18 protein-coding genes are annotated in these 19968 nt (G+C 69.6%); 1 reads left to right on the top strand and 17 read right to left on the bottom strand.

All coding sequences use genetic code 11. The features are described from left to right. Positions 1-24: 24 nt before the first annotated feature. The 16 genes from ACQPWU_RS23325 to ACQPWU_RS23400 all read right to left on the bottom strand — a co-directional run bounded on the left by ACQPWU_RS23325 (position 25) and on the right by ACQPWU_RS23400 (position 15569). On the bottom strand, positions 25-252 hold the full coding sequence (locus ACQPWU_RS23325; RefSeq protein WP_433443469.1) for a sigma factor: 228 nt from the start codon (positions 250-252) through the stop codon (positions 25-27). A gap of 2 nt (positions 253-254) precedes the next feature. After that, positions 255-455: a YciI family protein gene (locus ACQPWU_RS23330; RefSeq protein ID WP_433443471.1), complete on the bottom strand. Its 201-nt coding sequence runs from the start codon at positions 453-455 to the stop codon at positions 255-257. Between the two features lie 241 nt (positions 456-696). Next, positions 697-2580: a TolB family protein gene (locus tag ACQPWU_RS23335; protein WP_433443473.1), complete on the bottom strand. Its 1884-nt coding sequence runs from the start codon at positions 2578-2580 to the stop codon at positions 697-699. A 161-nt stretch (positions 2581-2741) separates the two neighbouring features. Next, the gene (locus ACQPWU_RS23340) at positions 2742-3605 is read right to left on the bottom strand and encodes an ABC transporter permease (protein WP_433443475.1); all 864 of its coding nucleotides are present in this window, start codon (positions 3603-3605) and stop codon (positions 2742-2744) included. 31 nt (positions 3606-3636) lie between these two features. After that, a complete protein-coding gene (locus ACQPWU_RS23345) occupies positions 3637-4722 on the bottom strand; it encodes an ABC transporter substrate-binding protein (RefSeq protein WP_433443476.1) in 1086 nt (361 codons plus the stop codon). Positions 4723-4786: 64 nt separating this feature from the next. Then, positions 4787-5545, bottom strand: coding sequence for a GntR family transcriptional regulator (locus ACQPWU_RS23350; protein ID WP_433443479.1), 759 nt, complete (start codon positions 5543-5545; stop codon positions 4787-4789). A gap of 53 nt (positions 5546-5598) precedes the next feature. Beyond that, positions 5599-6501 (bottom strand): amidohydrolase family protein, encoded by a 903-nt coding sequence (locus ACQPWU_RS23355; RefSeq protein WP_433443482.1) that lies wholly within the window; start codon positions 6499-6501, stop codon positions 5599-5601. A gap of 27 nt (positions 6502-6528) precedes the next feature. Then, positions 6529-7503: an ABC transporter substrate-binding protein gene (locus tag ACQPWU_RS23360; RefSeq protein WP_433443485.1), complete on the bottom strand. Its 975-nt coding sequence runs from the start codon at positions 7501-7503 to the stop codon at positions 6529-6531. Between the two features lie 26 nt (positions 7504-7529). Next, positions 7530-8408, bottom strand: coding sequence for a hypothetical protein (locus ACQPWU_RS23365; protein ID WP_433443488.1), 879 nt, complete (start codon positions 8406-8408; stop codon positions 7530-7532). A gap of 55 nt (positions 8409-8463) precedes the next feature. Next, positions 8464-9609 carry a DUF3500 domain-containing protein gene (locus ACQPWU_RS23370; protein WP_433443491.1) on the bottom strand — a complete coding sequence of 382 codons (1146 nt, stop codon included), beginning with the start codon at positions 9607-9609 and terminating at the stop codon, positions 8464-8466. A gap of 55 nt (positions 9610-9664) precedes the next feature. Continuing rightward, positions 9665-10546 (bottom strand): hypothetical protein, encoded by an 882-nt coding sequence (locus tag ACQPWU_RS23375; RefSeq protein WP_433443494.1) that lies wholly within the window; start codon positions 10544-10546, stop codon positions 9665-9667. After that, a complete protein-coding gene (locus ACQPWU_RS23380; RefSeq protein WP_433443497.1) occupies positions 10546-12198 on the bottom strand; it encodes a thiamine pyrophosphate-binding protein in 1653 nt (550 codons plus the stop codon). The genes ACQPWU_RS23375 and ACQPWU_RS23380 overlap by 1 nt, the downstream gene beginning before the upstream one ends. Further along, the gene (locus ACQPWU_RS23385; RefSeq protein ID WP_433443499.1) at positions 12195-13235 is read right to left on the bottom strand and encodes an amidohydrolase family protein; all 1041 of its coding nucleotides are present in this window, start codon (positions 13233-13235) and stop codon (positions 12195-12197) included. Before ACQPWU_RS23385 ends, ACQPWU_RS23380 begins: the two co-directional genes overlap by 4 nt. 13 nt (positions 13236-13248) lie before the next feature. After that, the gene (locus tag ACQPWU_RS23390) at positions 13249-14103 is read right to left on the bottom strand and encodes an HpcH/HpaI aldolase family protein (RefSeq protein WP_433443501.1); all 855 of its coding nucleotides are present in this window, start codon (positions 14101-14103) and stop codon (positions 13249-13251) included. Then, positions 14087-14731: an SRPBCC domain-containing protein gene (locus tag ACQPWU_RS23395; RefSeq protein ID WP_433443503.1), complete on the bottom strand. Its 645-nt coding sequence runs from the start codon at positions 14729-14731 to the stop codon at positions 14087-14089. The genes ACQPWU_RS23390 and ACQPWU_RS23395 overlap by 17 nt, the downstream gene beginning before the upstream one ends. Positions 14732-14765: 34 nt before the next feature. Beyond that, complete coding sequence (locus ACQPWU_RS23400) at positions 14766-15569, bottom strand: ABC transporter ATP-binding protein (protein WP_433443505.1); 804 nt, start codon at positions 15567-15569, stop codon at positions 14766-14768. Positions 15570-15982: 413 nt separating this feature from the next. Here ACQPWU_RS23400 and ACQPWU_RS23405 point away from each other — a divergent pair, with 413 nt between their 5' ends. Next, entirely contained in the window at positions 15983-17209 is a 1227-nt protein-coding gene (locus tag ACQPWU_RS23405; RefSeq protein WP_433443507.1) for a lactonase family protein, read from the top strand. Between the two features lie 170 nt (positions 17210-17379). Here ACQPWU_RS23405 and ACQPWU_RS23410 read toward each other — a convergent pair whose 3' ends face one another. Continuing rightward, positions 17380-19959, bottom strand: coding sequence for a glycosyl hydrolase 2 galactose-binding domain-containing protein (locus tag ACQPWU_RS23410; RefSeq protein WP_433443509.1), 2580 nt, complete (start codon positions 19957-19959; stop codon positions 17380-17382). Between the last annotated feature and the right edge of the window lie 9 nt (positions 19960-19968).

Genomic DNA, 19968 nt, shown 5'->3' on the forward strand with positions numbered 1-19968 from the left:
TCGGGTCCCGGTAGCAGGTGGATCTTATCGGCCAGGATGCGCTCGCGGCGGAGCCGGTCGATCGCCGCGGTTGCGGGCCGTCGTCACCAGCCACGCACCCGGGTTGGGCGGCACGCCTGATGCGGGCCAGCGCTGCGCCGCGATCGCGAACGCCTCCTGTGCGGCGTCCTCGGCCTTGTCGAAGTCACCGAGGAACCCGACCAGCGAGGCCAGCACCCGGCCCCACTCGTCTCGGAAGACCTCCCTCAGCATGGTCAGCGCCGCACCACCGGCCTGACCTCCACCGCCCCGCCGAGCCGGGCGGCCGGGATGCGCGCGGCCGCCTCGATCAGGCAGAAGCCGCCGAGCACTTCCTTGGTGTCCGCGAAGGGGCCGTCGGTCATCAGCGTCCGGCAGCCGACCACGCGCACGCTGGTCGCGTCTCGGCTGGCTGCAACCGCGCGGCATCGACGCACCGCGCGGCATCGGCGAACGCGAAGTACTCCGCGTACGCCGCCTCACGCTCCGCATCCGACGGCGCCTCTTCATGGCCGGGTGCTCGGCGTAGATCATCAAGGCGTACCGCTTCGCAACCTCCGGGGCAATGGGCTCTCACCACCCGGCACCAGTATCCACCGAGCCCCCCGGTACAGCGGCTGCCTTGTTCTCCTTCGTCTCGGATCGCATGACGGAGGAGAACAAGGCGGCCGTCTCACGTCACAGGGAAAGGACATCCTGCGGGAGGTAGAGCGGCATCGAGTCCTCCCACTGGCTGTCGGTCAGCAGTCTCTTGTCGGAGCCGTCCGCGTTCATGCTGAAGATCTGGCCGTACGGCTGGAAGGTGTTGTCGTACAACGCCGCTTCTGCCCGGAAGCCGTACATTCCGCTGTTGTACAGGATGCGCCCGTCGCAGTTCCAGACAGCGTGGCCTTCGTTCGCGCCGCTGCTGGTCAGGATCCGTAAGTCGCTCCCGTCGGGGCGGATGGTGCACACGTCGAAATTGGTCGCGCTCGTCTTGCGGGTGAAGAGGATGCGTGTGCCGTCCGGGGACCAGTCAGGCAGATTGTCGTACTCGTTGGTGAGTACGCGCGTCGCCCCGGTCTGGAGATTGAGGATGCGCAGGCCCTTGTTCTCCTCGCCCCACACGCGATAGACGAGTTCGTTGCCGTCGGCCGAATAACTCGGGAAGCCGGCGTTGGCTGTGCCGTCCGTGAGCGCCTCCCAGGTCGAGCCGTCGCTGCGCACCCGCGCCACCACGGCCGTGTTCACTGCGCGTTGCTGGAACCAGCCGCCCAAGCCGAACGCGATCCATTCGCCGTCCGGCGACCACGTGGGCCGGAACGCGCCGGCCAGACCCTTCGCGACCAGCGCCGGGTCGAGGCCCTTCCCGTCGGTGTCGAAGACGACGCGCTGGTCTGAGCCGTCCGGGCGCATGGTGACGATCGAGGAATTGCCGAGCTGCTTTTCCGTGATCGCGAGGCGGCCTTGCCGGGACAGGACGGGGAACACGTCGCAGAAGCGATACTCCCAGTCGGAATCCCAGCTGTAGAGCGTGGTGTCGAGCGGACGCGTCGTGAAGCCGACCTTCTCGTAGATCACCGACTTCCCGTCGGGCGACCAGACCGGCGAGCGCAGCGACCGCTTGACGGACGGCAGTGTGCCCGACGTGTAGGCCAGGCCTTCGTCGGGTCCGCCCTTGATGAGATAGCCGATCTCGGTGGCGTTCACGAACTGGGGCGCGACTTTCAGATGGGGGCCGGAGGTGTGCTCGACGCGCTCGCCGGTCGTGACATCGACCGAGACGATCTGGGATTCGACCACCCCGATGGCCTCCGGGCGATGGGCGCCCCAGGTTCCTTCTGTGGTGATCTCGTAGAAGACGATCCTGCGGCCGTCCGGTGACCATTTCGGCGAGCCGAGGCAGTATCCCTCCTTGGTCGCGACCTGGCGGAAGCCGGTGCCGTCCGGCCGGATGACGTAGATGCTGAGCTCCTGCGTGTGCTCCCAGCCGCGGCCGTTGTTATGCCCCCGCCAGACCGTGTTGCGGTCGCTGGAGAAGGCGATCCACGCGCCGTCGGGCGACCAGGAAGGGCGGAAGTGGCCGTCGGGACCGTTGGGATCGCCGGCGACCTCCGGGCTGCCGGTCAGGTTCCTCAGCTTGCTGGTGCGCAGGTCGAGCAGCCAGATGTGTGCTTTGTGGTCCCCGCGTGTGGATACGAAGGCCAGTTTGGTTCCGTCCGGCGACAGGGCGGCGCTGTCGTTCATCGCCGGGCCTGACACCAGAGGCTGGACGCCCGTTCCGTCGATACGAGCCCGGTAGAGGCAGGAATTGCCGTCGCCCGTCCGTTCGGAGGTGAAGACCACGGACTGGCCGTCGGCGGCGAGGCCGGCGTGATAGTCGAACCCCGCGGTCCCCAGCAGCTTGCGCTCGTTCGAACCGTCGATGTTGGAGATGTACAGATCCGACGATGACGGTCCGATCCGGTTCATCAGCATCACGCCCTTCTTGCCGCGGCCGGCGGCCGCCACGGCAAAGGGTGTGGGCAGGAAAGTGGCGCCGACGGCGGCCGCGCCGGCCGCCAGAAACGCTCGACGCCTCATACCGGTTTCCATCGCTGTACCAGCTCCCTCCGCTTGGACGGCTGAGTCCCGCCGTCGGCATACGTGCAACCAAACGTGAGATTCGTCGGACGAAATCGAACCGCCGGCAGGCGACGCACGGAAATGAGCCGGCGATCGATATGGAAGGGCCCGGCGGCGCGTCAGGCGCGCTCCTCCGCCGGGCGGCGGCGGGTGATGAGCCCGAGGCGTTTGAGGGCAAGCTTGTCGAGCCAGGTCAGCAGCCCGTTCAGAATGAGCGTCATCGCGATCAGCACGATCAGGCCGGCGAATTCGGTGGCCGCGTCCAGGTTCATCGCGGAGGTGAACAGCCCGTGGCCGACGCCCTCGGTGGAGGCGATGAACTCGGCGCCGATGACGCCGAGGATGGCCAGCGGGCCGCCGGTCTTGAGCGCGGCGAAGAACGGCGCGGCCAGCGTGGGGATCGTCACGTAGACGAGCAGGTGGTGCCGGCGGCCGCCCATCACCTGGACGATCTGGACCAGTTCCCGTTCCCGCAGGCGCAGGCCGAGGTAGACGTTGTAGAACATCACGAAGGCCGGCCCGATCATCGCGATTGTGATCTTCGACCAGGCGCCGATGCCGAAGAACAGCAGGAAGAGCGGCGCGAGCGCGATCTTGGGGATGCCGTTGAAGGCCGCGACGAGGGGCTCCAGCACCCGGCCCGCCACCGGGAAGGAGCCCAGCAGCAGGCCCAGCACGGCGCCGAGCGCGACGCCGATGGCGAAGCCCGCCTCCACCTCGATCACCGTCGTCCTGATGTCGATCCACCCGGACGACGAGCCGAGCAGCTTGGCCAGGGCCTGTGCCACCTCGGTGGGCCTGCTGACCGCGTACTCAGGCAGGACCGGCCCGCTCAGCACCTGCCAGAGGACCAGCGCGATCGCGATCACCCCGACGCGCAGCGCCACCAGGGTGACCCGGCCCTGCCACCGGTCGCTCTTTCGCCTGGTCGCGACGGCAACCTCGGTCTTCTCCATCACCGGTCTGTCGGTGGCAGCCACCATGTTCCGCTCCTTCCAGTCCGCGCCGGCCGGATCACGCGCCGCCGCCGGACGGCGCGTACTTGTTGGTCCAGTCGTTCGCGGTGACGGTCATCACCTTGGGGAGCACGCCGAGCCCGTTGACGAACCCCAGGGTCTTCTTCCACTCCTCGTCGTTCATCGCGGCGCTCGCCGGCCAGCCGGCCTGCCCCAGGCTGGCCTGCAGCACCGGGGCCGGGATGCCCGGCATCAGCTTCATCGTGAGGTTCAGCAGCTCGGTGTCCTGTACATGGGTGTTCATGTACGCCGTGGCATCCTGGACCGCGGCGACGAACTTCTTGGCGGTGCCGGCGTTCTTCTCGACGTAGTCCTTACGCACCACCACCAGCTCGCCGTATCCGGAGCGCTCGGGAGACCACTCGGGGGCCCGCAGAGGGTCGGCCACCACGACGCCCTCCCCGGCGTGCTGGATGGACAGCGGCGTCGGCTCGGAGGTGATGAACCAGTCGATCTGGCCGCTGTTGAGCGCGGCTTTGTTCGCCGACGGGCTCGGCAGCGACACCCACTTCACCTTGGCGGGGTCGACGCCGCGGGTCTTGAGAAACATGCTCGCCTGGGCCTTGGTGTTGGCCGAGCTGGCTCCGCCGATGGAGTTGCCCAGCACCTTGGCCACCTGCTCCGGCGGGGTGGTGGCGGACAGCTTGTTGGCCTCGGCGAACTTCTTGCTGACGACGATGCCGAGCGGGTTGCCGAGGCCGTCCGCGGCGATGGCGATCTGCGGGATGCCCTTGGACAGGGCGGTCAGGAAGCCGGTCGGGCTGGAGTTGAGGAACTGCACCGAGCCCGACTCGAGGGCCGCCGGGCCGGTCGCCGCGGTCACCGACACGAACTTGACCTGGAGCCCGTGCTTGCGGAAGTAGCCGTTGGCGTCCGCCACCTTCAGCGGCAGGTCGAAGATGTTGTCCCCGCTGCCGACCGTGACCGCGACCACGCCGTCCTGGCCGGACGCGGACTCGCCGCACGCGGACGTCAGCGTGGCGCCGAGGGCCAGGGCGGTCGCGAGCGCCACGGCTCGCAGGCCCCGGCGGGTCACCGATGTGGGGCTGCCGACGACGCTGCCGTCGGTGTCGTGGTGTCCCATGTCATCTCCTGTCACCATGCCTCTTCGGTACTGAAGAAGCGCTTCCAAAACTTGAGGCGAGCGGTCAGGCGTTCACGGGTGACGCGGGCTGCTCGCCGCCCTCCGCGTCCTGGTCGGGCCGCGCGGACGGCTCGGCGCTGTCGGCGGCCGTCCGCAGCAGCAGCGCCCGCCGGGCGGAGGCGACGTGGTGGCGCATCGCGGCCACGGCCGCGTCCGGGTTGCGGGTGACGATGGCCAGCAGGATCGCCTGGTGCTCCTCCAGCGACCCGGTCCTCGGGTGCTGGACGGACAGGTTGCGGTACTGGCGCATGACCAGCGGGTACAGCAGGGTGTCGTATGCCCTGGCCAGGGTCTGCTGGTGGGCGGCCTCCTTCACCTGCTGGTGGAATCTGCGGTTGCCCCGTGAGTACCCGGCCTGGTCCCCGCGCCTCTCGCAGTCCTCCATCGCCTCCAGCGTGCTGCGCAGCTCGCGGATCTCCTCCTCGGTGGCCCGCTCCGCGGCCTTGCCTGCCAGAGCGGACTCCAGCGTTTCCCGCGCCTCGAGGATGTCGGCCGCCTCCTCGGCGGAGAAGCTTCTCGTCCGCACCCCGCGGTTGACCTCGCTGGTGACGTAACCCTCCTGGGTCAGCCTGACCAGCACCGCGCGCATGGTGCTGCGCGAGACGTCGAACATCTTGGTCAGCTCAGCTTCGGTGAGCCGCGTGCCCGGCTCGATGCTGCCCGACAGCAGCAGCGAGCGGAGCCCCTCGTACGCCTGGCTCTGCCGGGTCGGCGACGCCTTGCCCGGCTCCACGACCTGGTCGTGATCGCTGACATTCACCATGATCACCTGTGTCCCAAAGAGAGATGACGACTGCTCCGGGAGTATGTCCGAGGTCAGCCCGCCGCCTGGCGTTTTGCGCTCGATTCGGCCGCGCCGGGTTCGGCCGGGTGTGCCAGGCTCGGATACAGCCGCCGCGCCGTACCCGCGAAGATCTCCTCACGGGCGCTCTCCGGCAGGTCCGCGAGGACCTCCTCGGCGAGCCGCAGCAGTTCCGGCAGCGACTGCTCGGCGGCCGGGCAGTTCGACCCCCAGGCGATCCGCCCTGCGCCGAACGCCTCGAGCACCGGCTCCAGGAAGCCGGCGGCCTCCTTGCCGGCGTCCAGCAGCCGCTCCAGGTTGCGGTGGGTGAGCTTGAGGTGCAGGCCGGGGTGCCGGGCGAGCTCGGCCACCTCGCTCCCGGCGGCCGCCGGCGAGGCGGCGATGCCGGGGTAGCCGATGTGGTCGAGGAGTACCCGCACGCCGGGGAACCTCTCCAGCACCTCCTGCAACTGCTTGGTAGCCGGTCCGAGGCGCATCTGGAGGCAGACGGTGACGTCCAGTTCCCCCGCCTTCTCCCAGAACTCGAACGTCTCGGGCGCGGCGAACCATTCGCCCTGGACGGGCACGGTGCTCCCGCTGGTGAACAGCCGCACCCCGGCCAGGCCGCCGTCGCCGGTCGCGGCCTCCAGGGCGGAGGCGGCGTCCGGCCGCAGGGGGTCGAAGGTGCCGACCGCCACGAAACGATCGGGCCGCCGTCGGGTGCTGTCCAGGACGTAGGAGTTGTCGTACCCGTACGCCGTGGTGGCCTGCACCAGCACGCCCTGCCGGATGCCCGCCTCGTCCATCCGGGCCGCCATCCCGTCGGCGGTGACCGGCCGGGACTCGGCCCACTCCGACTGTTTCCCGCCGATCGGCGATCGCGGGTATCTGGTCAGGTCCTGCGAGATGACGTGACAGTGCGCGTCGACCACGTTCACGTGTCCACTCCTTCCGTAGGGGCGCGCTCAGGCGTCCGGGTAGTCGCCGTCGGCGAACAGCGTCCGTGTGTCCGTGGGGAAGTCCTGGTCGAGCAGGCCCTGCTCCCGGGAGTAGCGCAGGATCGCGTGCAGGCTCGGCTCGTTGGCCGCGATGCCGTACGGGATGGGGTCGCCGTCGATCTGCCGCGCCTGGCGGGCGAACCGGGGGAGCGCGGACCAGTCCGGGTCGGCGGCGAGGTGCCGGCGTTTGCTTTCGACCAGCGCCGCGTACAGCGCCGTCGGCAGGCCGGGGTCGCGTTCGACCAGGTCGGAGCGGATCACGATCAGCGAGTGCAGTGGATATATCCCGGTACGCAGATACCAGTCCGCGCTGAGCACCCCGGTGTCGGCGAAGAGCGGATAGGAGCCTTCGCCGTCGAGGTCAGGAGTGTCCGTCCAGTTCGCCCGGGGCGGGCCCGACCGGCCGGTCCCGGCGTTGCCGGTGAGCGCGGCGTCGAGATCGCCGGCGTGCAGCAGTTCGCCCAGGGAGCGTCCGTCGGTGACCCGCTCGACGTTCGCGGGGGCGCGGCCCTCGACATGGTCGTCGTCGTCCACCACCCACGTGATCTTCTCGTTGGCCACGCCGTACTCCTCGGACAGGACGCCGCGTACCCACACGCCGGTGCTCACCGAGTACGCGCGGACCCCGACCCGCCGTCCCTCCAGGTCCCGCGGCACCCGGATGCCCGAGCGCGCGGCGCACTGGACGTCCTCGTGGTGGAAGCGCCGATTGAGGAACACCGGGATCGCGGTGATCGGCATCCCCTCCTGGCGGGCCATCAGATACGACACCGGCGCCAGCTCGCACATGTCGAACTCGAGGTCCCGGATCATCCGCCGGTACGCGGCGATGATCGGCCTCACCTCCACCGGCTCGACCCGGTATCCGTCCACCGCGACGTCGCCGTCCAGCAGCGCCTGCCCGTGCGGGTACTCCCCGAGGGCGACCGAAAGCCTCTCCATTGCCTGCCTTCCGTGTGTCATGGGACTCAGCCGCCCAGGCGCGACGACGGGACGCCGAGGGCCTCGCAGGAGCGCGCGACCAGTTCGTCGAAGTCCACCGGCCGCGGCAGCGCGTCCTGCTCCAGCGCGTACGCCGCCGCCAGCGCCACCGGGCCGCGCAGCGCCTCGAAGCCCACCGGGTTGAGGTCTGCCGGACCGTCCGGCGGCGCGGTGGCGAGCACGTCACGCATCGCGTCGTACGCCGCGCAGACGGCGGCCGAGTGCTTGCGCGCGGCCTTCTCACTGACGCCCACGACATGGTTGACCGGGGCGAATCCCTTGTCCCGTGCCCACGCGGCGGCGACCTGCGCGGCGTCGGGGATGGCGGTGCGGATGCGGTCGTCCACCGGCAGCTCGTTGCCCATGATTCCGAAGTCGAGGCGGCCGTCGAGGAAGTCCGCCTGCAGGCGGGCCCCTGCCGGCGCGCGGCGCACCCAGGACGGGTCGTGCTGCTCGTCCACATGACCGCCCTCGTACACCACCCAGTCCACCTTGCGCAGGTCGGCCCCGTACTGCTCGGCGAGGAAGCCGCGCACCCAGACGCCGGTGGTCTGGCTCCACGAGCGGATGCCCACGCTGCGGCCCTCGACGTCCGCGACGGTCAGGTCGCCGCAGGTCACCAGGGTCTGGTGCTGGAAGCGGCCGAGCGTGGTGACGGGGAGCAGGACCACCGGCCTGTCGTGCGCGACGGCCTGCAGCAGCGTCACGATCGGCAGCTCGCAGATGTCCGCCGACGACTCGCCGACCATGCCGCGCGCGGCCTTGTGCACCGGGCGCACGTCGAGCCGCTCCGGCTCCGTGCCGATCCCGCGGACGGCCGACTCCGCGGCGGCGGCGAGGTCGTCGCGACCCAGAACCAACTTCACTTGCGCTCCTCCTTGATGGGCGTGGGCCGCTACGCCGCACCGGGTCCGCGGCCGGTCACCGGTGGAACCGCTCGTGGTGCCGGCGCAGCAGGTCGATGCCGTAGTCGTTGCCGTTCGGCGTGCGGACGACGGTGTGGATGTGCCGGCGCGACGGCGTGTCGTTGTCGAACATGACGCCGGCCTGGTGCTCGAACTCGACGATGATCACCGGGCTGTGGATGCGGTAGTAGAAGACCCCGTCGGGGCCGGGGTCGCCGATCCAGGCGAAGTACGTCTCCGGCTCGTGGGCGCGGACCTCGTCCATCCGGACCCGGGCGTGGTCGTCGTGGGCCCGGTTCACGTACAGGCCGATCAGGTCGTACGCGATCACGCGCTGCGGCTCGGTGAGCTCGCCCAGCGGCAGGCCCGCGTAGTTCAGCTCGAAGTTGTCGCGGAAGGCGCCGGTGAACAGGTCGGGCGGGAGCTCATCCGCGATCATCGCGCGGTCGCGCTGCTCGCTGGTCAGGCTGGTGAAAAGCCGCTGGCCGACGGCCTCCTCGCGGCGGAAGGCGGTGGTCCCGGCGTACTTGCCGGACTCGGCGACCACCGGCTCGGCGCCGAGGAAGGTGGGGGTGAGCGTCATCTGGTTGCCGACGAAGACGCAGTTGACGCTGACGTGGTGGCCGTCGAGCTGCCAGCCCCACGGGTGGCCCTGCTCGGGCGATCCGTAGACGCTGAACCAGTACAGCCACTCGTTGAGCAGGTGCTCCTCGCCGCGCAGCTCACCGATGGTCAGGTTGAGGTGCATCATGTCGATGACCTGCGTGTATCCGTACGCGCTGAGGCTGGCGCGAACCACGGCGAGCGCCTTGTCCCGCTGGTTCTCGCCGAGGTCCTCCAGGCACAGTCCGTGCCGCAGGAAGTACCGCGCGCCGTTCGCCCAGTGCCGCCAGGTCACGTCGTCCATGGCGAACCGGCCCTGCGCCAGTTCCCGGGCCGTCAGCGCGGCCAGGTAGTCCTCCGCCGCCAGCCGGACACCGCTGACGTCGAGGCCGGTGTCGCGCAGCGGGAACAGCCCCGGCCGTACGCCGTCCGACGTGGCCACCCCGCGGAAGGGCTCCGCGGCCGCGCGCCGCCGCCAGTCGATCTTCGCGAGCAGTTCCGGCGTGAACTCGGCCGGTCGCCGCGTGGGGGCATGGCCCCGCTGTCGTAGTCCCGTCATCGCCGCCTCCCTTCGACTTGCTTGTCGTCTCGCACTCCGTCTGCTCCGGTCGCGGTCATCGCTGGAGGACGGCCGCTTCCTTCTCGATGGCGCCGATGTCGATGGGCGAGCGCACGAGTTCCTGTTCGAGGGCGTACCGGGCGGCGAGGTCCAGGCAGGCGCCCAGCTCCTCACTCCAGCCGGCCGCGACCGCGCGCCCGGCCGGCGAGTCGTCACGGTCCCCGGCGGTGGCGCGGATCGCGCCCGCCAGGGCGTGGTACAGCACGCGCACCGCGTCGGGGGCGGCTCGCAGCACGTCGTCGCGGACCACGACAACATGGTTGGCCGGGACGAAACCGTGCCGGTCCACCCAGGCGCGCTCGGCGGCCTCGGCGTCCGGGATGACCGGGACCAGGCCCTCGCCCTGTCCTCCGATCGCCCGCGGGCCGAGCACGGCGGCTGCGACGCCGCCGTCGCGCAGCAGGTCCGCGACCCGTCCGGCCGGTGACCGCGTCACGTACGCCGGCTCCCGGTACTGCCGCACGTGGGGCTCCTCGGTGGTGACCCAGGTGACGTCGGAGGACTCGATGCCGTACTCCTCGCGAAGGATGCCGCGGACCCACAGGCCCGTGGTCTGGCTGTAGGAGCGCACCCCGATCCGCCGCCCGGCGAGCTCACCGGGGGCGAGTGCGGGGCCGCCGGGCAGGCGGGTGAGCGACCGGTGGTGGGTGCCGCCGATCATCACCACGGGCAGCAGAGTGATCGGGACGCCTGCCTCCCGGGCCTGCAGGTATGTCGCCAGCGCCAGCTCGCAGACGTCGAACTCCAGGTCCCTGACCATCCTGGCGAAGGCGCCGTGGAGCGGGGAGGTGTGCGTGAAACGGCATCCTCCGGGGGGATTCGCCGTCAGCCGGCGCGTGTGCGGGTAGTCGCCCAGCTGGATCGTGAGGGATGTCATCACACGTCCTCGCCGTACAGGAGCCGGCGGTAGGGGACGCTGACCACGTCCCGCGTGATCCGGACGTCGATCACGGTGGGGCGGGGGGCTCGCACGTACTCCGCGAGGGCGGCGCGCAGCTGGTCCGCGGTCCTGACCGTGGCCCCGCCGCCGCCGAGCGCCACCGCGACCGGACCCAGCTCCGGCGTCGGGATCACCGCGAGCTCCGGGTCCAGACCGCCGGCCCGCGACTTGTGGTACTCGGCGCCCAGTCCCTCGTCGTTCATGACGACGACCAGGATCGGGATGTCGTACCGGCAGGCGGTCTCGAACTCCGGAAGGTGCATCAGGAAGCTGGCGTCGCCCTCGACCACGAAGGCGGGCCTGTTGCCGTTGGCCACGATCGACCCGATGGTCAGCAGCGGAGCCTGGCCGATGGCGCCGAACATGCCGTAGTTCGACAGCACCTCGCGGGAGCGCTGGAAGAGCATGGTGCCGAAGTCGACCTGGTGGCCGCTGCCCAGCACCAGGTCGATCTCGCCTGGAAGCTCCTCGTCCAGGACGTGGATCACCTCGCGCGGGTCGAGGCGGCCCGGCTCCCCGCGGAACTCCGCGGGGGCCACCGGCGGGGCGGTCAGCCGCTCCAGGACGCCGGCGGTGTGGAAGCCCTCCAGCCTGACCGACCGGCTCTCCAGCGCCCGGCTGAGCTGGGTGACGGCGGCTATCGCGTCGGCCTGGATGTAGCAGTCGGCCACCGCGCCGTTGCCCATGACGACGTGCGGAGCCGTGTCGATCTGGATGTACCGGGCGTCCGGGAACAGGTATCCGTGCTCGATCGTGTAGCGGTTCAGGCTGGCGCCCACCGCGATCACGCAGTCGGCCTCCTGCAGCAGTTCCATCGCCGTCTTGTTGCCGTACAGGCCGGCGATGCCCACGTGGTAGCCGGTGCTGCCGCACAGCCAGTTCTTCGCCTGCAGCGTGGTGGCCAGCAGGGCGCCGGTCTGCTCCTGCAGGCGCAGGATCTGCTCGCCGGCGGCCGCGCGGCGCGCCCCGCGGCCGGCGATGATCACCACTCGTTTGCTCGCCTGGATGAGGTCGCAGGCCGTCTCGACGCCGGCCGGGTCGGGGAGCGAGCGCACCTGCCGGATGAGGTCGGTGGAGGGGACGTACTGGTCGCCGTCCTCACACTCCTGCTTCTGGACGTCGATCGGGGCGCTCAGCATGATCGGGCGGGACTCGGTCCTGGCCAGGTAGAAGGCCCGCTGTACGGCCTCCTCCGCGAGGTCGGCCCGGGACACGTGGACGAAGCCGCACTCGATCGCGGCGGCGAAACGCCGCTGGTCCAGGTACTGCACGGCGTCCTGGTCACCCCAGGCCGTCTCGCCGCAGAAGGCGACCAGCGGAGTACGCGCCCGGCTCGCCACGACCATCGAGGTGGCGAGCTGCGCGACGCCCGGCCCGCTGGTCGTCGTCACGACACCCGGCCGCCCGGCCGCCCGCGCCCACCCGTCGGCCATGCCGAGGCCGGAGCCCTCGTGCCGCACCTCGTACAGCCGCACGCCGCGCCGGGCGAGCGCGTTCATCCAGTGCATGTTGGCGTCGCCCATCATGCCGAAGACGTCGCTCGTGCCCTCCGCGACGAACGCCTGGGCGAGTACTTCGTAAACCTTCACTTCATGGTCCCTTTCAGCACGCCTTCCAGCCGCCCGAACACCCGCAGTGCGTTGCCGCCGTACACCGCCTGACGGTCGGTGTCGTCCAGCGTCGCGATGGAGTCCAGGAGGTACTTGGTGTCGTCGAACCGCCGTCCGGTCTCGGGGTCCACCGCGCGGACGGCGCCGATCATCTCCGAGGCGAACAGGACGTTCGCCGGCGGGACGACGTCCACCAGCAGTTCAAGGCCGCGTTTGTGGTAGACGCAGGTGTCGAAGAAGACGTTGGGCAGCACCGCCTCCTCCAGCGGCGGCCGGCCCTGGTCCAGCATGAAGCCCCGGTACCGGCCCCAGTGGTAGGGGACGGCGCCGCCGCCGTGCGGCAGGATGAGCTTCAGGGTGGGGAAGTCGGCGAACAGGTCCGACGTGCACAGCTGCATGAACACCGCGGTGTCGCCGTTGAGGTAGTGCGCGCAGGTGCCCTGCAGGGCCGGGTTCCTCGACATCGCGACGTGGATCATCGCCGGCACATCGAGCTCGACCAGCTTCTCGTAGAGCGGGTAGTACACCCTGTCGGTCAGCGGGGGCGCCTGCCAGTAGCCGTCGGAGGGGTCCGGGTTGATCAGGCAGCCGACGAACCCCAGCTCCTCGACGCAGCGTTCCAGTTCGGCGACGCTGTTGCGTACCGAGGAGGCGAGGGCGTCGCCTGGCGACTGCGGGAGCTGGCACACCCCGGCGAACCTGCCGGGGAAGAGCGCGCACACGCGGGCGATCAGGTCGTTGCTGACCCGGGACCAGTCCAGGCTGGTCTGCTCGTCGCCGTAGTGGTGGGCCATCTTCCCCGCTCCCGGGGAGAAGAGCGTCACGTCCGTGCCGCGCTCTCGCTGCAGCTTGAGCTGGCCCTGTTCGATGGCGGTCCTGATCTCGTCGTCGGTGATGAGCAGGTCGCCGGGCGACACGCGGGCACCCGATTCCTCGAACGCCCGGATCTGCCGTTCCCGCCACTCGCCGAGCGCGGGCGGGGCGGTGGTGAAGTGGCCGTGACAGTCGATGATCATGAAAGGCTCCTCGTCAGGCTCGGCCGGTCAGCGCCCGGCCCAGGTCGAGGCCCGGGTACGAGCGCACCGGGGCCGACATCAGGAACCGGTAGCCGTCGTCCAGCACCTGCTTGACGTTGCCGGCCGTGACGTGGGGATGGCCGACGGCGACCCCCCGCTCCGCGCAGACGTCGAGGATCCGGCGCTTGGACTCCATGACGCGCGGGTGGTCGTACTGGCGGGGTACCCCGAGCTCCTGGCTCAGGTCGCCCTCGCCGGGCAGGACCAGGCCGATGCCGGGGACCTGGTCGAGGATGTCCGGCAGGTTCTCCACGCCGCGCTGGTCCTCGATCATGACGGCCACGAGGATCTCGCCGTCCGGGTCGAGCGGCCAGACGTCGCTCCTTTCGTAGTACTCGGCGAGCGGAAGGCCCCAGTAACGCGCCGCCGCGGCCGGGCTGTCGCCGCGCAGGCCGGCGGGTTCGTAGCGGGGGGTGCCGGGCAGCCGGGGGTAGCGGCAGGCCGCGACCGCGTTGTACGCCTCCTCCACCGAGGTGATGTGCGGCCACACGATGCCGTACGCGCCCAGGTCCAGGGCCTGCTTGGCGTGCCACTGCGCCTTCTCGGCGCCGTTGGCCGGGATCCGTACGAGGGGGGTGAGCGTGGCCGCGAGGCTGTCGGCACGGAAGATCTGGCGCCGGTTCAGCAGGTACTGCAAGCTGTCCCGAAGCGCGATGACGTCCCACGGCTTGTGCTCGGTCTCGAAGACCAGGCCGTCGTAGTCGGTGGTGCTGAATTCGACGGCGACCGCCGGATCCGCCGCGGCGAAGGACGCGAAGACGTGCCGCCCCGCCGCCAGGCCGCTGATCACCCTATTCAGCCTGGGCATTGCCACTGCCCGCCTCCTTCGACTGCTCCTGTGACTGCCGGATGGGGATCGACACCGGTCGGCGCCGCTTCAGAAGACGCGCCCACCAGGCGCGCAACCGGCCGAACAGGCCGGCAAACCGCTGTGTCCCGCCGGGGGTGGCGGCTGCGACCGTGACCTCGGGCTCGGCGAAGGCCAGGCCGGCGCAGCGCTGGACCAGTTGGTCCGAGAACTCCCTCGTCATCCGCGTGGCCACGGCCCCGGCGCCCGACTCGACCAGCGGAGCGAGCTTGCCGTTGATGGTGATCTCGCCGCTCACGGCCACCCGTGCATCACCGGGCCCGTCGCCCTGCACCACCCGGAACGTGGCGTGCGCGGTGAAGCGGGTGGCCCGCTGGCCGTCCCGGCCTCGCGCCGACAGGCGACCCTCCAACTCGTCCGCGGCCAGTTCCAGCGTGACCCGGGCGGCGAACCGGACGCGTACCGCACCGAACTTGACGACCAGCGTCCCGTCGAACGAGCCGTCGTCGTGGGCCGCCCCGAGTTCGGCGCCGCTGATGCAGGACACGACGTCCGCGGGGTTCGAGATGACCTCCCAGACGCGGGCCCGGGGACTCGGAACGGCTATCTCTTCCGTGATCGATATCAATGCTGTCGCCCTCGCTCGGCGGCTCGGCCTGTCTTCACGCTGTGGCGTCCGAGGTCTGCAGTTCGGACCTGAACAGGCTCCAGAGGTCGTTGTAGAGCTCGGAGAACTCCGGCGACTCGACGAGGGAGCCGATCTGGCGCGGGCGTTCGAAGGGAACCGGCAGCACGCGGCGGATCGTGCCGGGCCCGTCGGACATCACGATGACCTCGTCGGCGAGGTAGATCGCCTCGTTGAGGTCGTGCGTGACGAAGACGAGCGTGCCGTGCTGCTCCTCCCAGAGGTTGAGCAGGTCCTGCTGGAGCTTGAGCCGGGTGATGGCGTCCAGGGGGCCGAAAGGCTCGTCCATGAGCACAATGGAGGGGTCGTAGATCAGCGCTCGCGCGATCGCGCAGCGTTTCTGCATGCCGCCGGACAGTTCGCGGGGGAAGTGGTTCTCGAACCCGGTGAGCCCGACCACCTTGATCCAGTGGTCGATCCTCGCGTTCCGTTCCTCCTTCGGGACCTTGCGGAACTTCAGCGCCAGGCCGATGTTGGCCCTGACGCTCAGCCAGGGCAGCAGGTTGGCCTGCTGCGTCACGTAGGCCGCCGCGGAGTTGACCGCGGTGACCGGCCGGCCGTCGAAGTGAACCTCCCCCCGCGTCGCCGGGAGCAGCCCGGCGGCCAGGTTGAGGATGGTGCTCTTGCCGCATCCGCTGGGTCCGATCACGGCGACGAACTTGCCGCGCCCGACCTGGAAGGACACGTCCTCGATGGCGGGCCGGTGGGCACCGGGGAACTCCAGGGTGACGTGCTCGAAGCGGAGTGCGTCCGGATGGGGGGCGGGATGGTCGTTCGACAACGTGTGCCTCCTTGACCGCCCAGGGGTGGCGGGTAGGGAAGTTCTGTGCGTGCGTCCGGGTGGCGTCATCCCGGCCCGCACAGTCGCTGGTGCGCTGGCTCGTGGTGGTGCGTCTGGCGTTCGCGCGCCGGTCCGCTCGCCTGTCACTCGGCTCAAAGATTGTCCGACAAGCGATTGAGCGAAACGTAACAGTGTGGACCCATATCTGCAAGAGTTAGCGACTAACAGGCTCTTGATTGTCCAACAATCAGGCGCTGACCTGCGCTCCGGCCTGTCCCTGCGGCAGCCGCCAGATCGCGGGGGTCTCGAGGGTCGCCGGTAGCCGTAGACGATCTGCCGCGGCCGGCGCATACTGTGGCACTACGTGGTTGGCGTTTGGCGTTCTCATGGATTGCGCGGTCGGTCCTCGACTGGTGTTCTTCGCGAACAGAGAGGTCATCGCAACGATGTGGGACTCCGAACACGCCGGAACGCAGGCTTCACCATCCGGGCCGTCCCGTAGAAAGGTGCTGCGTGCATTGGCGGCGTCCGCCGCCGTGCCGATGCTCGCCGGCGCGCAGAGCGCGAACGCGTCCGCCGGCACAGCGCCCGGGCTCCTTTACATCGGTACGTGGCGGGGCACCCAGGTGAACGGCGCCTGGTTCGATCCCGATGGCGGGATCATGACCCCGTTCGGAATCGTGGCGCAGGTGAATGCGAGCTGGCAGGCGAAGCACCCGTCAAAGCCGGTTCTCTACGTCGGCAGCGGGGACGCCGGCGGCACCGTCTCCGCGTTCCGGATCGACCGGGCGACCGGCGCTCTTGATCTGATCGGTCAGGTGACGACAGACAGCGCGGGCACGCCCGGCGGCTTGTCCTATATCGGCACCGACAAACGCTCGGACACCGTTCTGGCGACGAATTTCGCGGCGGGCCTGACCGCGGCCCTGCCGATCCGGAATGACGGCGGACTCGACTCTCCGGCGTCCGTCGTGGTGGACACCGGTTCCGGTCCGCACCCACGTCAGGCGGGCCCGCATCCGCATCACGTGGTCGTGGATCCGAGCGGCAGATTCGCACTGGTCGCGGATTTCGGCGCGGACCGCGTGTTCATCTACCGCTTCAACCGCGAGACACGCGTTCTGTCCGCCGGCGAAACGACCGGACCGCGCTCCTACGCGGTGAACCCGGGTTCGGGTCCGCGGCGCCTGCTGTTCCATCCCAATGGCCGGAACCTCTACCTGCTGAACGAGCTGACAGCGGACCTCCATGTCCTCGACTGGAATCCCTGGAAAGCGCAGATCACGCTCAGCCAGAGCCTGTCCACCGACTCGCCCGAATACTCCGGCACCAAGAGCGCGGCCGAGCTGGGAATGAGCCGCGACGGCCGCTTCGTATACACCTCGAATCGAGGTGAGAACACCATTGTCGTCTTCGCGGCCGACTGGAGAACGGGCCGGCTCACGCTCGTCCAGCGCATTCCCTGCGGCGGCGTGTCGCCATGGAGTTTCTCGATTCACCGCGGCAACAGGTGGATGCTCGTGGCGAATCAGGTGAGCAGCACCGTCAACCTGTTCAGCATCGATCCGCGGTCCGGGAAGCTGACGGACGCCGGGAAATCCATGCCCATTCCGAATCCGGACTGCATAACGTTCGGTTAGACCTGCGTGCCGGATCGCCGCGGCGCCGTCCCGTCAAGGACGGCGCCGGCTGCTGCTCCATCTGGTCGCGCGGGGCGCGCGCTCGACGGCCTGGCCCTGGAAAGGCGTTCGCGGCCCGCGGGTCCGCCCTGACCAGGCTCGGTCTCCGGGGCGAACCCGCCGTGGGCCGGTCAGCTCACCGGGATCGAGAAGGTCGGGACGTTGTAGCCGCGCACCCGCAGGTACGGCTGCCGGCCGCCGAGGTCGGCGGTCTGGTACGCCGCGGTGATCGTGGTGGACTCTCCCGGCCAGAACGTGACGTAGTTGTCGGTGTAGTTCACCGGCACGACCTCGCGCCCCCCGTTGCCCGCCGTGATCTCCGGCCGGACGAAGAAGGCCAGGCCCGCGGGGTTGGCAAGGGTGATCGTGACGGTCTCCTGAGTCCCCGACACCGTGCGCGTGGCCGTGGCGGTGACGTTCGCGGTGGCCAGGCCGTTCAGCCCAGTGAGGTTGGCGTAGTTCTTCGGCGTGGACCTGTACCAGTTGCTCTTGTTGCCCAGCGTGTCGGGCGAGGTCGAGTACCAGTACACGTTGTCGCTGACCTTGGCGCCCACCGCGTCCTTGAGTTGGAGCCTGATCAGGTACGTGCCCGACAAACCGGTCAGCGCTGGAATTGTCAGCACCTGGGTCCCGGCGTTGGCCGGGGCCGTGACCGGGACCGAGGTGCTGTATTTCTGCGTGAGATCAGGAAGGTTGTACACGGCGGCGGTGGCGGTCAGCCCGGAGCGGGCCGTCAGGGTGGAGTTCACCACGTGCACGTTCCTGGTGAAGTAGTCGTAGGAGATGTGCACGGGCTCGGTGGCCTTCTTGGCCCCGAAATACCCGCCGCCGGGCTTGAAGTAGTAGTCGTAGAGGTTCCAGTGCACCGACGGCCAGGCGTTGTTCAGCATCCAGAAGATCGACCCGAACGACTGCACGTGCTGCTTGGCGCTCCACGCCTCGAAGAACGAGCGCGTGTTCTCGTAGTTCTGCAGCTCCGACTTGCGTGAGTAGTCGGCCGCCGAGGTTGCGGTGCCGTACCTCTTGTTGAGCCCGTCGGTGAACGGGGTGATGTTGTCGAAGACGCTGCTCGGCTTGCCCGCGTGGTAGTTGAAGGTCGCGCCGATCGGCCACTGGTCGGCGGGGGCCAGGAACTGCTGGAGGCTCTCCAGCGGCGGCGGCGACTCGGTGCCCTCCTCGCCGGTCGTGCCGAACGCGCTGCCCGCGCGCGACTGGTCCCACCACAGCACCGGGGGCTCCCAGACGTACGGGCCGTCCATCTTCATGCCCGCATCCGGGTTCGCCCAGGTGGCGACGTTGTCGAGGGTGGGGTTCTGCCAGTGCAGCGCAGCGGCGATGTTCTTGTATGCGGCCAGGTGCGCGGTGGTGGGCGGCTGGTCGCTGCCGTAGTTCCACATGAACGTCGCGGCGTGATGCCGCAGGGCGCGCATCTGGCTCTCGAGCGACTTCTGGGCCACCTGCTCCTGCTCGGCGGTCCAGCCGCTGTCGTTCTCCCAGGCGCTGCAGCAGACGTAGCCCGGCATGATCATGATGCCGTTCCTGTCGGCCAGGTCGTACAGCTCCTCGTTGCCCAGCGTGCCCTCCAGCCTGATCGTGTTCAGGCCCATGCCCTTGACGTAGGCGATGTGCGCGGCGTTGGTCTTGGCGTCCCAGCGCTGCATCATGTCCCACACGTAACCGCCGCCGCGCAGCAGGATGGGCTGACCGTTGACCTTGTAGCCGGCGAACGACGTGCCGTTGACCGTGGTGCGGTAGTCGGTGAACTGGCGGATGCCGAAGTCGATCGTCTTGGTGTCGGAGGTGCCTGCGCTGACGGTGAGCCGGTAGAGCTCGGGGCTGCCGAACTGGTAGGGCCACCACAGCACCGGGTTCGTCACGTGGATGGGCGCGAACGCGACTTCCTTCCGCTCGCCGGCGTTCAGCGTGACGTTCTGGGAGAAGCTGAGCGTGGTCTGGCCCGTCTTGGTGATCGTGCCGCTGACTGTGGTGGTGACCGGGGCGTTCGTGGCGTTGATCGCGTCCACGTACACGGTCAGGTCCGCGGCGGTCCCGCTCAGGGTCGTCTTCACGTACGGGTCGCGCAGCGCGACGGAACCGGTGGTGTCCAGGAACGTGCTGTTCCAGACACCCGCGTTCATGTCGGGAACCTCGGGGTTCCAGTCGACCGTGCAGGTGGACAGGTCCTTGCAGTCGTGCGCGGGCGGCGTCACCTTGATCGCCAGCGCGTTGGCCGCGCCCGGGTTGATCGTGCTGGTGACGTTGTAGTCGCGGTTGACGAACGTGCCGACCGCGTTCGCGTCGAGCTGGACGCCGTTCAGCCAGATCTGCGCCCGGTAGCTGAGCCCCTTGAAGCGCAGCCAGTACACCTGCCCGGGCGCGGACGCCGCGGCGGTGAACTCGCCGCGGAACCACCAGTCCTGCCCGGTCAGGTCCGGGACGTTCTTGAGGTTCTGGCCGAAGTAGACGTTCTGGTAGACGCCACCCGCCACCAGCCCGGCCAGCACGGTCGAGGGCAGCGTGACCGGCTGCCAGCCCGCGGTGCCGTACCCGACCTGGGAGATGGTGGCGCCGGTGTCCGCGAGGCCGGTGGCCGAGCGCAGCGCCCAGCCCGCCTTCAGCTCGGTCGAGCCGACGGCGGCGCCGGCGCTGCCCGCGCTCACGATCCCGGTCGCGAAGATCAGCAGAAGCAGGGCGAGGACACGTCGGAACATGCGGACCTC

Origin of the sequence: Nonomuraea sp. CA-141351 (assembly GCF_050944675.1) — a bacterium.
Lineage (GTDB): Bacteria > Actinomycetota > Actinomycetes > Streptosporangiales > Streptosporangiaceae > Nonomuraea.

Excerpts from the sequence above, each read along its gene's own strand:
- ACQPWU_RS23325 (WP_433443469.1), bottom strand. The coding sequence starts at position 252 with ATGCTGAGGGAGGTCTTCCGAGACGAGTGGGGCCGGGTGCTGGCCTCG.
- ACQPWU_RS23335 (WP_433443473.1), bottom strand. The coding sequence starts at position 2,580 with ATGAGGCGTCGAGCGTTTCTGGCGGCCGGCGCGGCCGCCGTCGGCGCC.
- ACQPWU_RS23340 (WP_433443475.1), bottom strand. The coding sequence starts at position 3,605 with ATGGTGGCTGCCACCGACAGACCGGTGATGGAGAAGACCGAGGTTGCC.
- ACQPWU_RS23345 (WP_433443476.1), bottom strand. The coding sequence starts at position 4,722 with ATGGGACACCACGACACCGACGGCAGCGTCGTCGGCAGCCCCACATCG.
- ACQPWU_RS23350 (WP_433443479.1), bottom strand. The coding sequence starts at position 5,545 with ATGGTGAATGTCAGCGATCACGACCAGGTCGTGGAGCCGGGCAAGGCG.
- ACQPWU_RS23360 (WP_433443485.1), bottom strand. The coding sequence starts at position 7,503 with ATGGAGAGGCTTTCGGTCGCCCTCGGGGAGTACCCGCACGGGCAGGCG.
- ACQPWU_RS23370 (WP_433443491.1), bottom strand. The coding sequence starts at position 9,609 with ATGACGGGACTACGACAGCGGGGCCATGCCCCCACGCGGCGACCGGCC.
- ACQPWU_RS23375 (WP_433443494.1), bottom strand. The coding sequence starts at position 10,546 with ATGACATCCCTCACGATCCAGCTGGGCGACTACCCGCACACGCGCCGG.
- ACQPWU_RS23385 (WP_433443499.1), bottom strand. The coding sequence starts at position 13,235 with ATGATCATCGACTGTCACGGCCACTTCACCACCGCCCCGCCCGCGCTC.
- ACQPWU_RS23390 (WP_433443501.1), bottom strand. The coding sequence starts at position 14,103 with ATGCCCAGGCTGAATAGGGTGATCAGCGGCCTGGCGGCGGGGCGGCAC.
- ACQPWU_RS23410 (WP_433443509.1), bottom strand. The coding sequence starts at position 19,959 with ATGTTCCGACGTGTCCTCGCCCTGCTTCTGCTGATCTTCGCGACCGGG.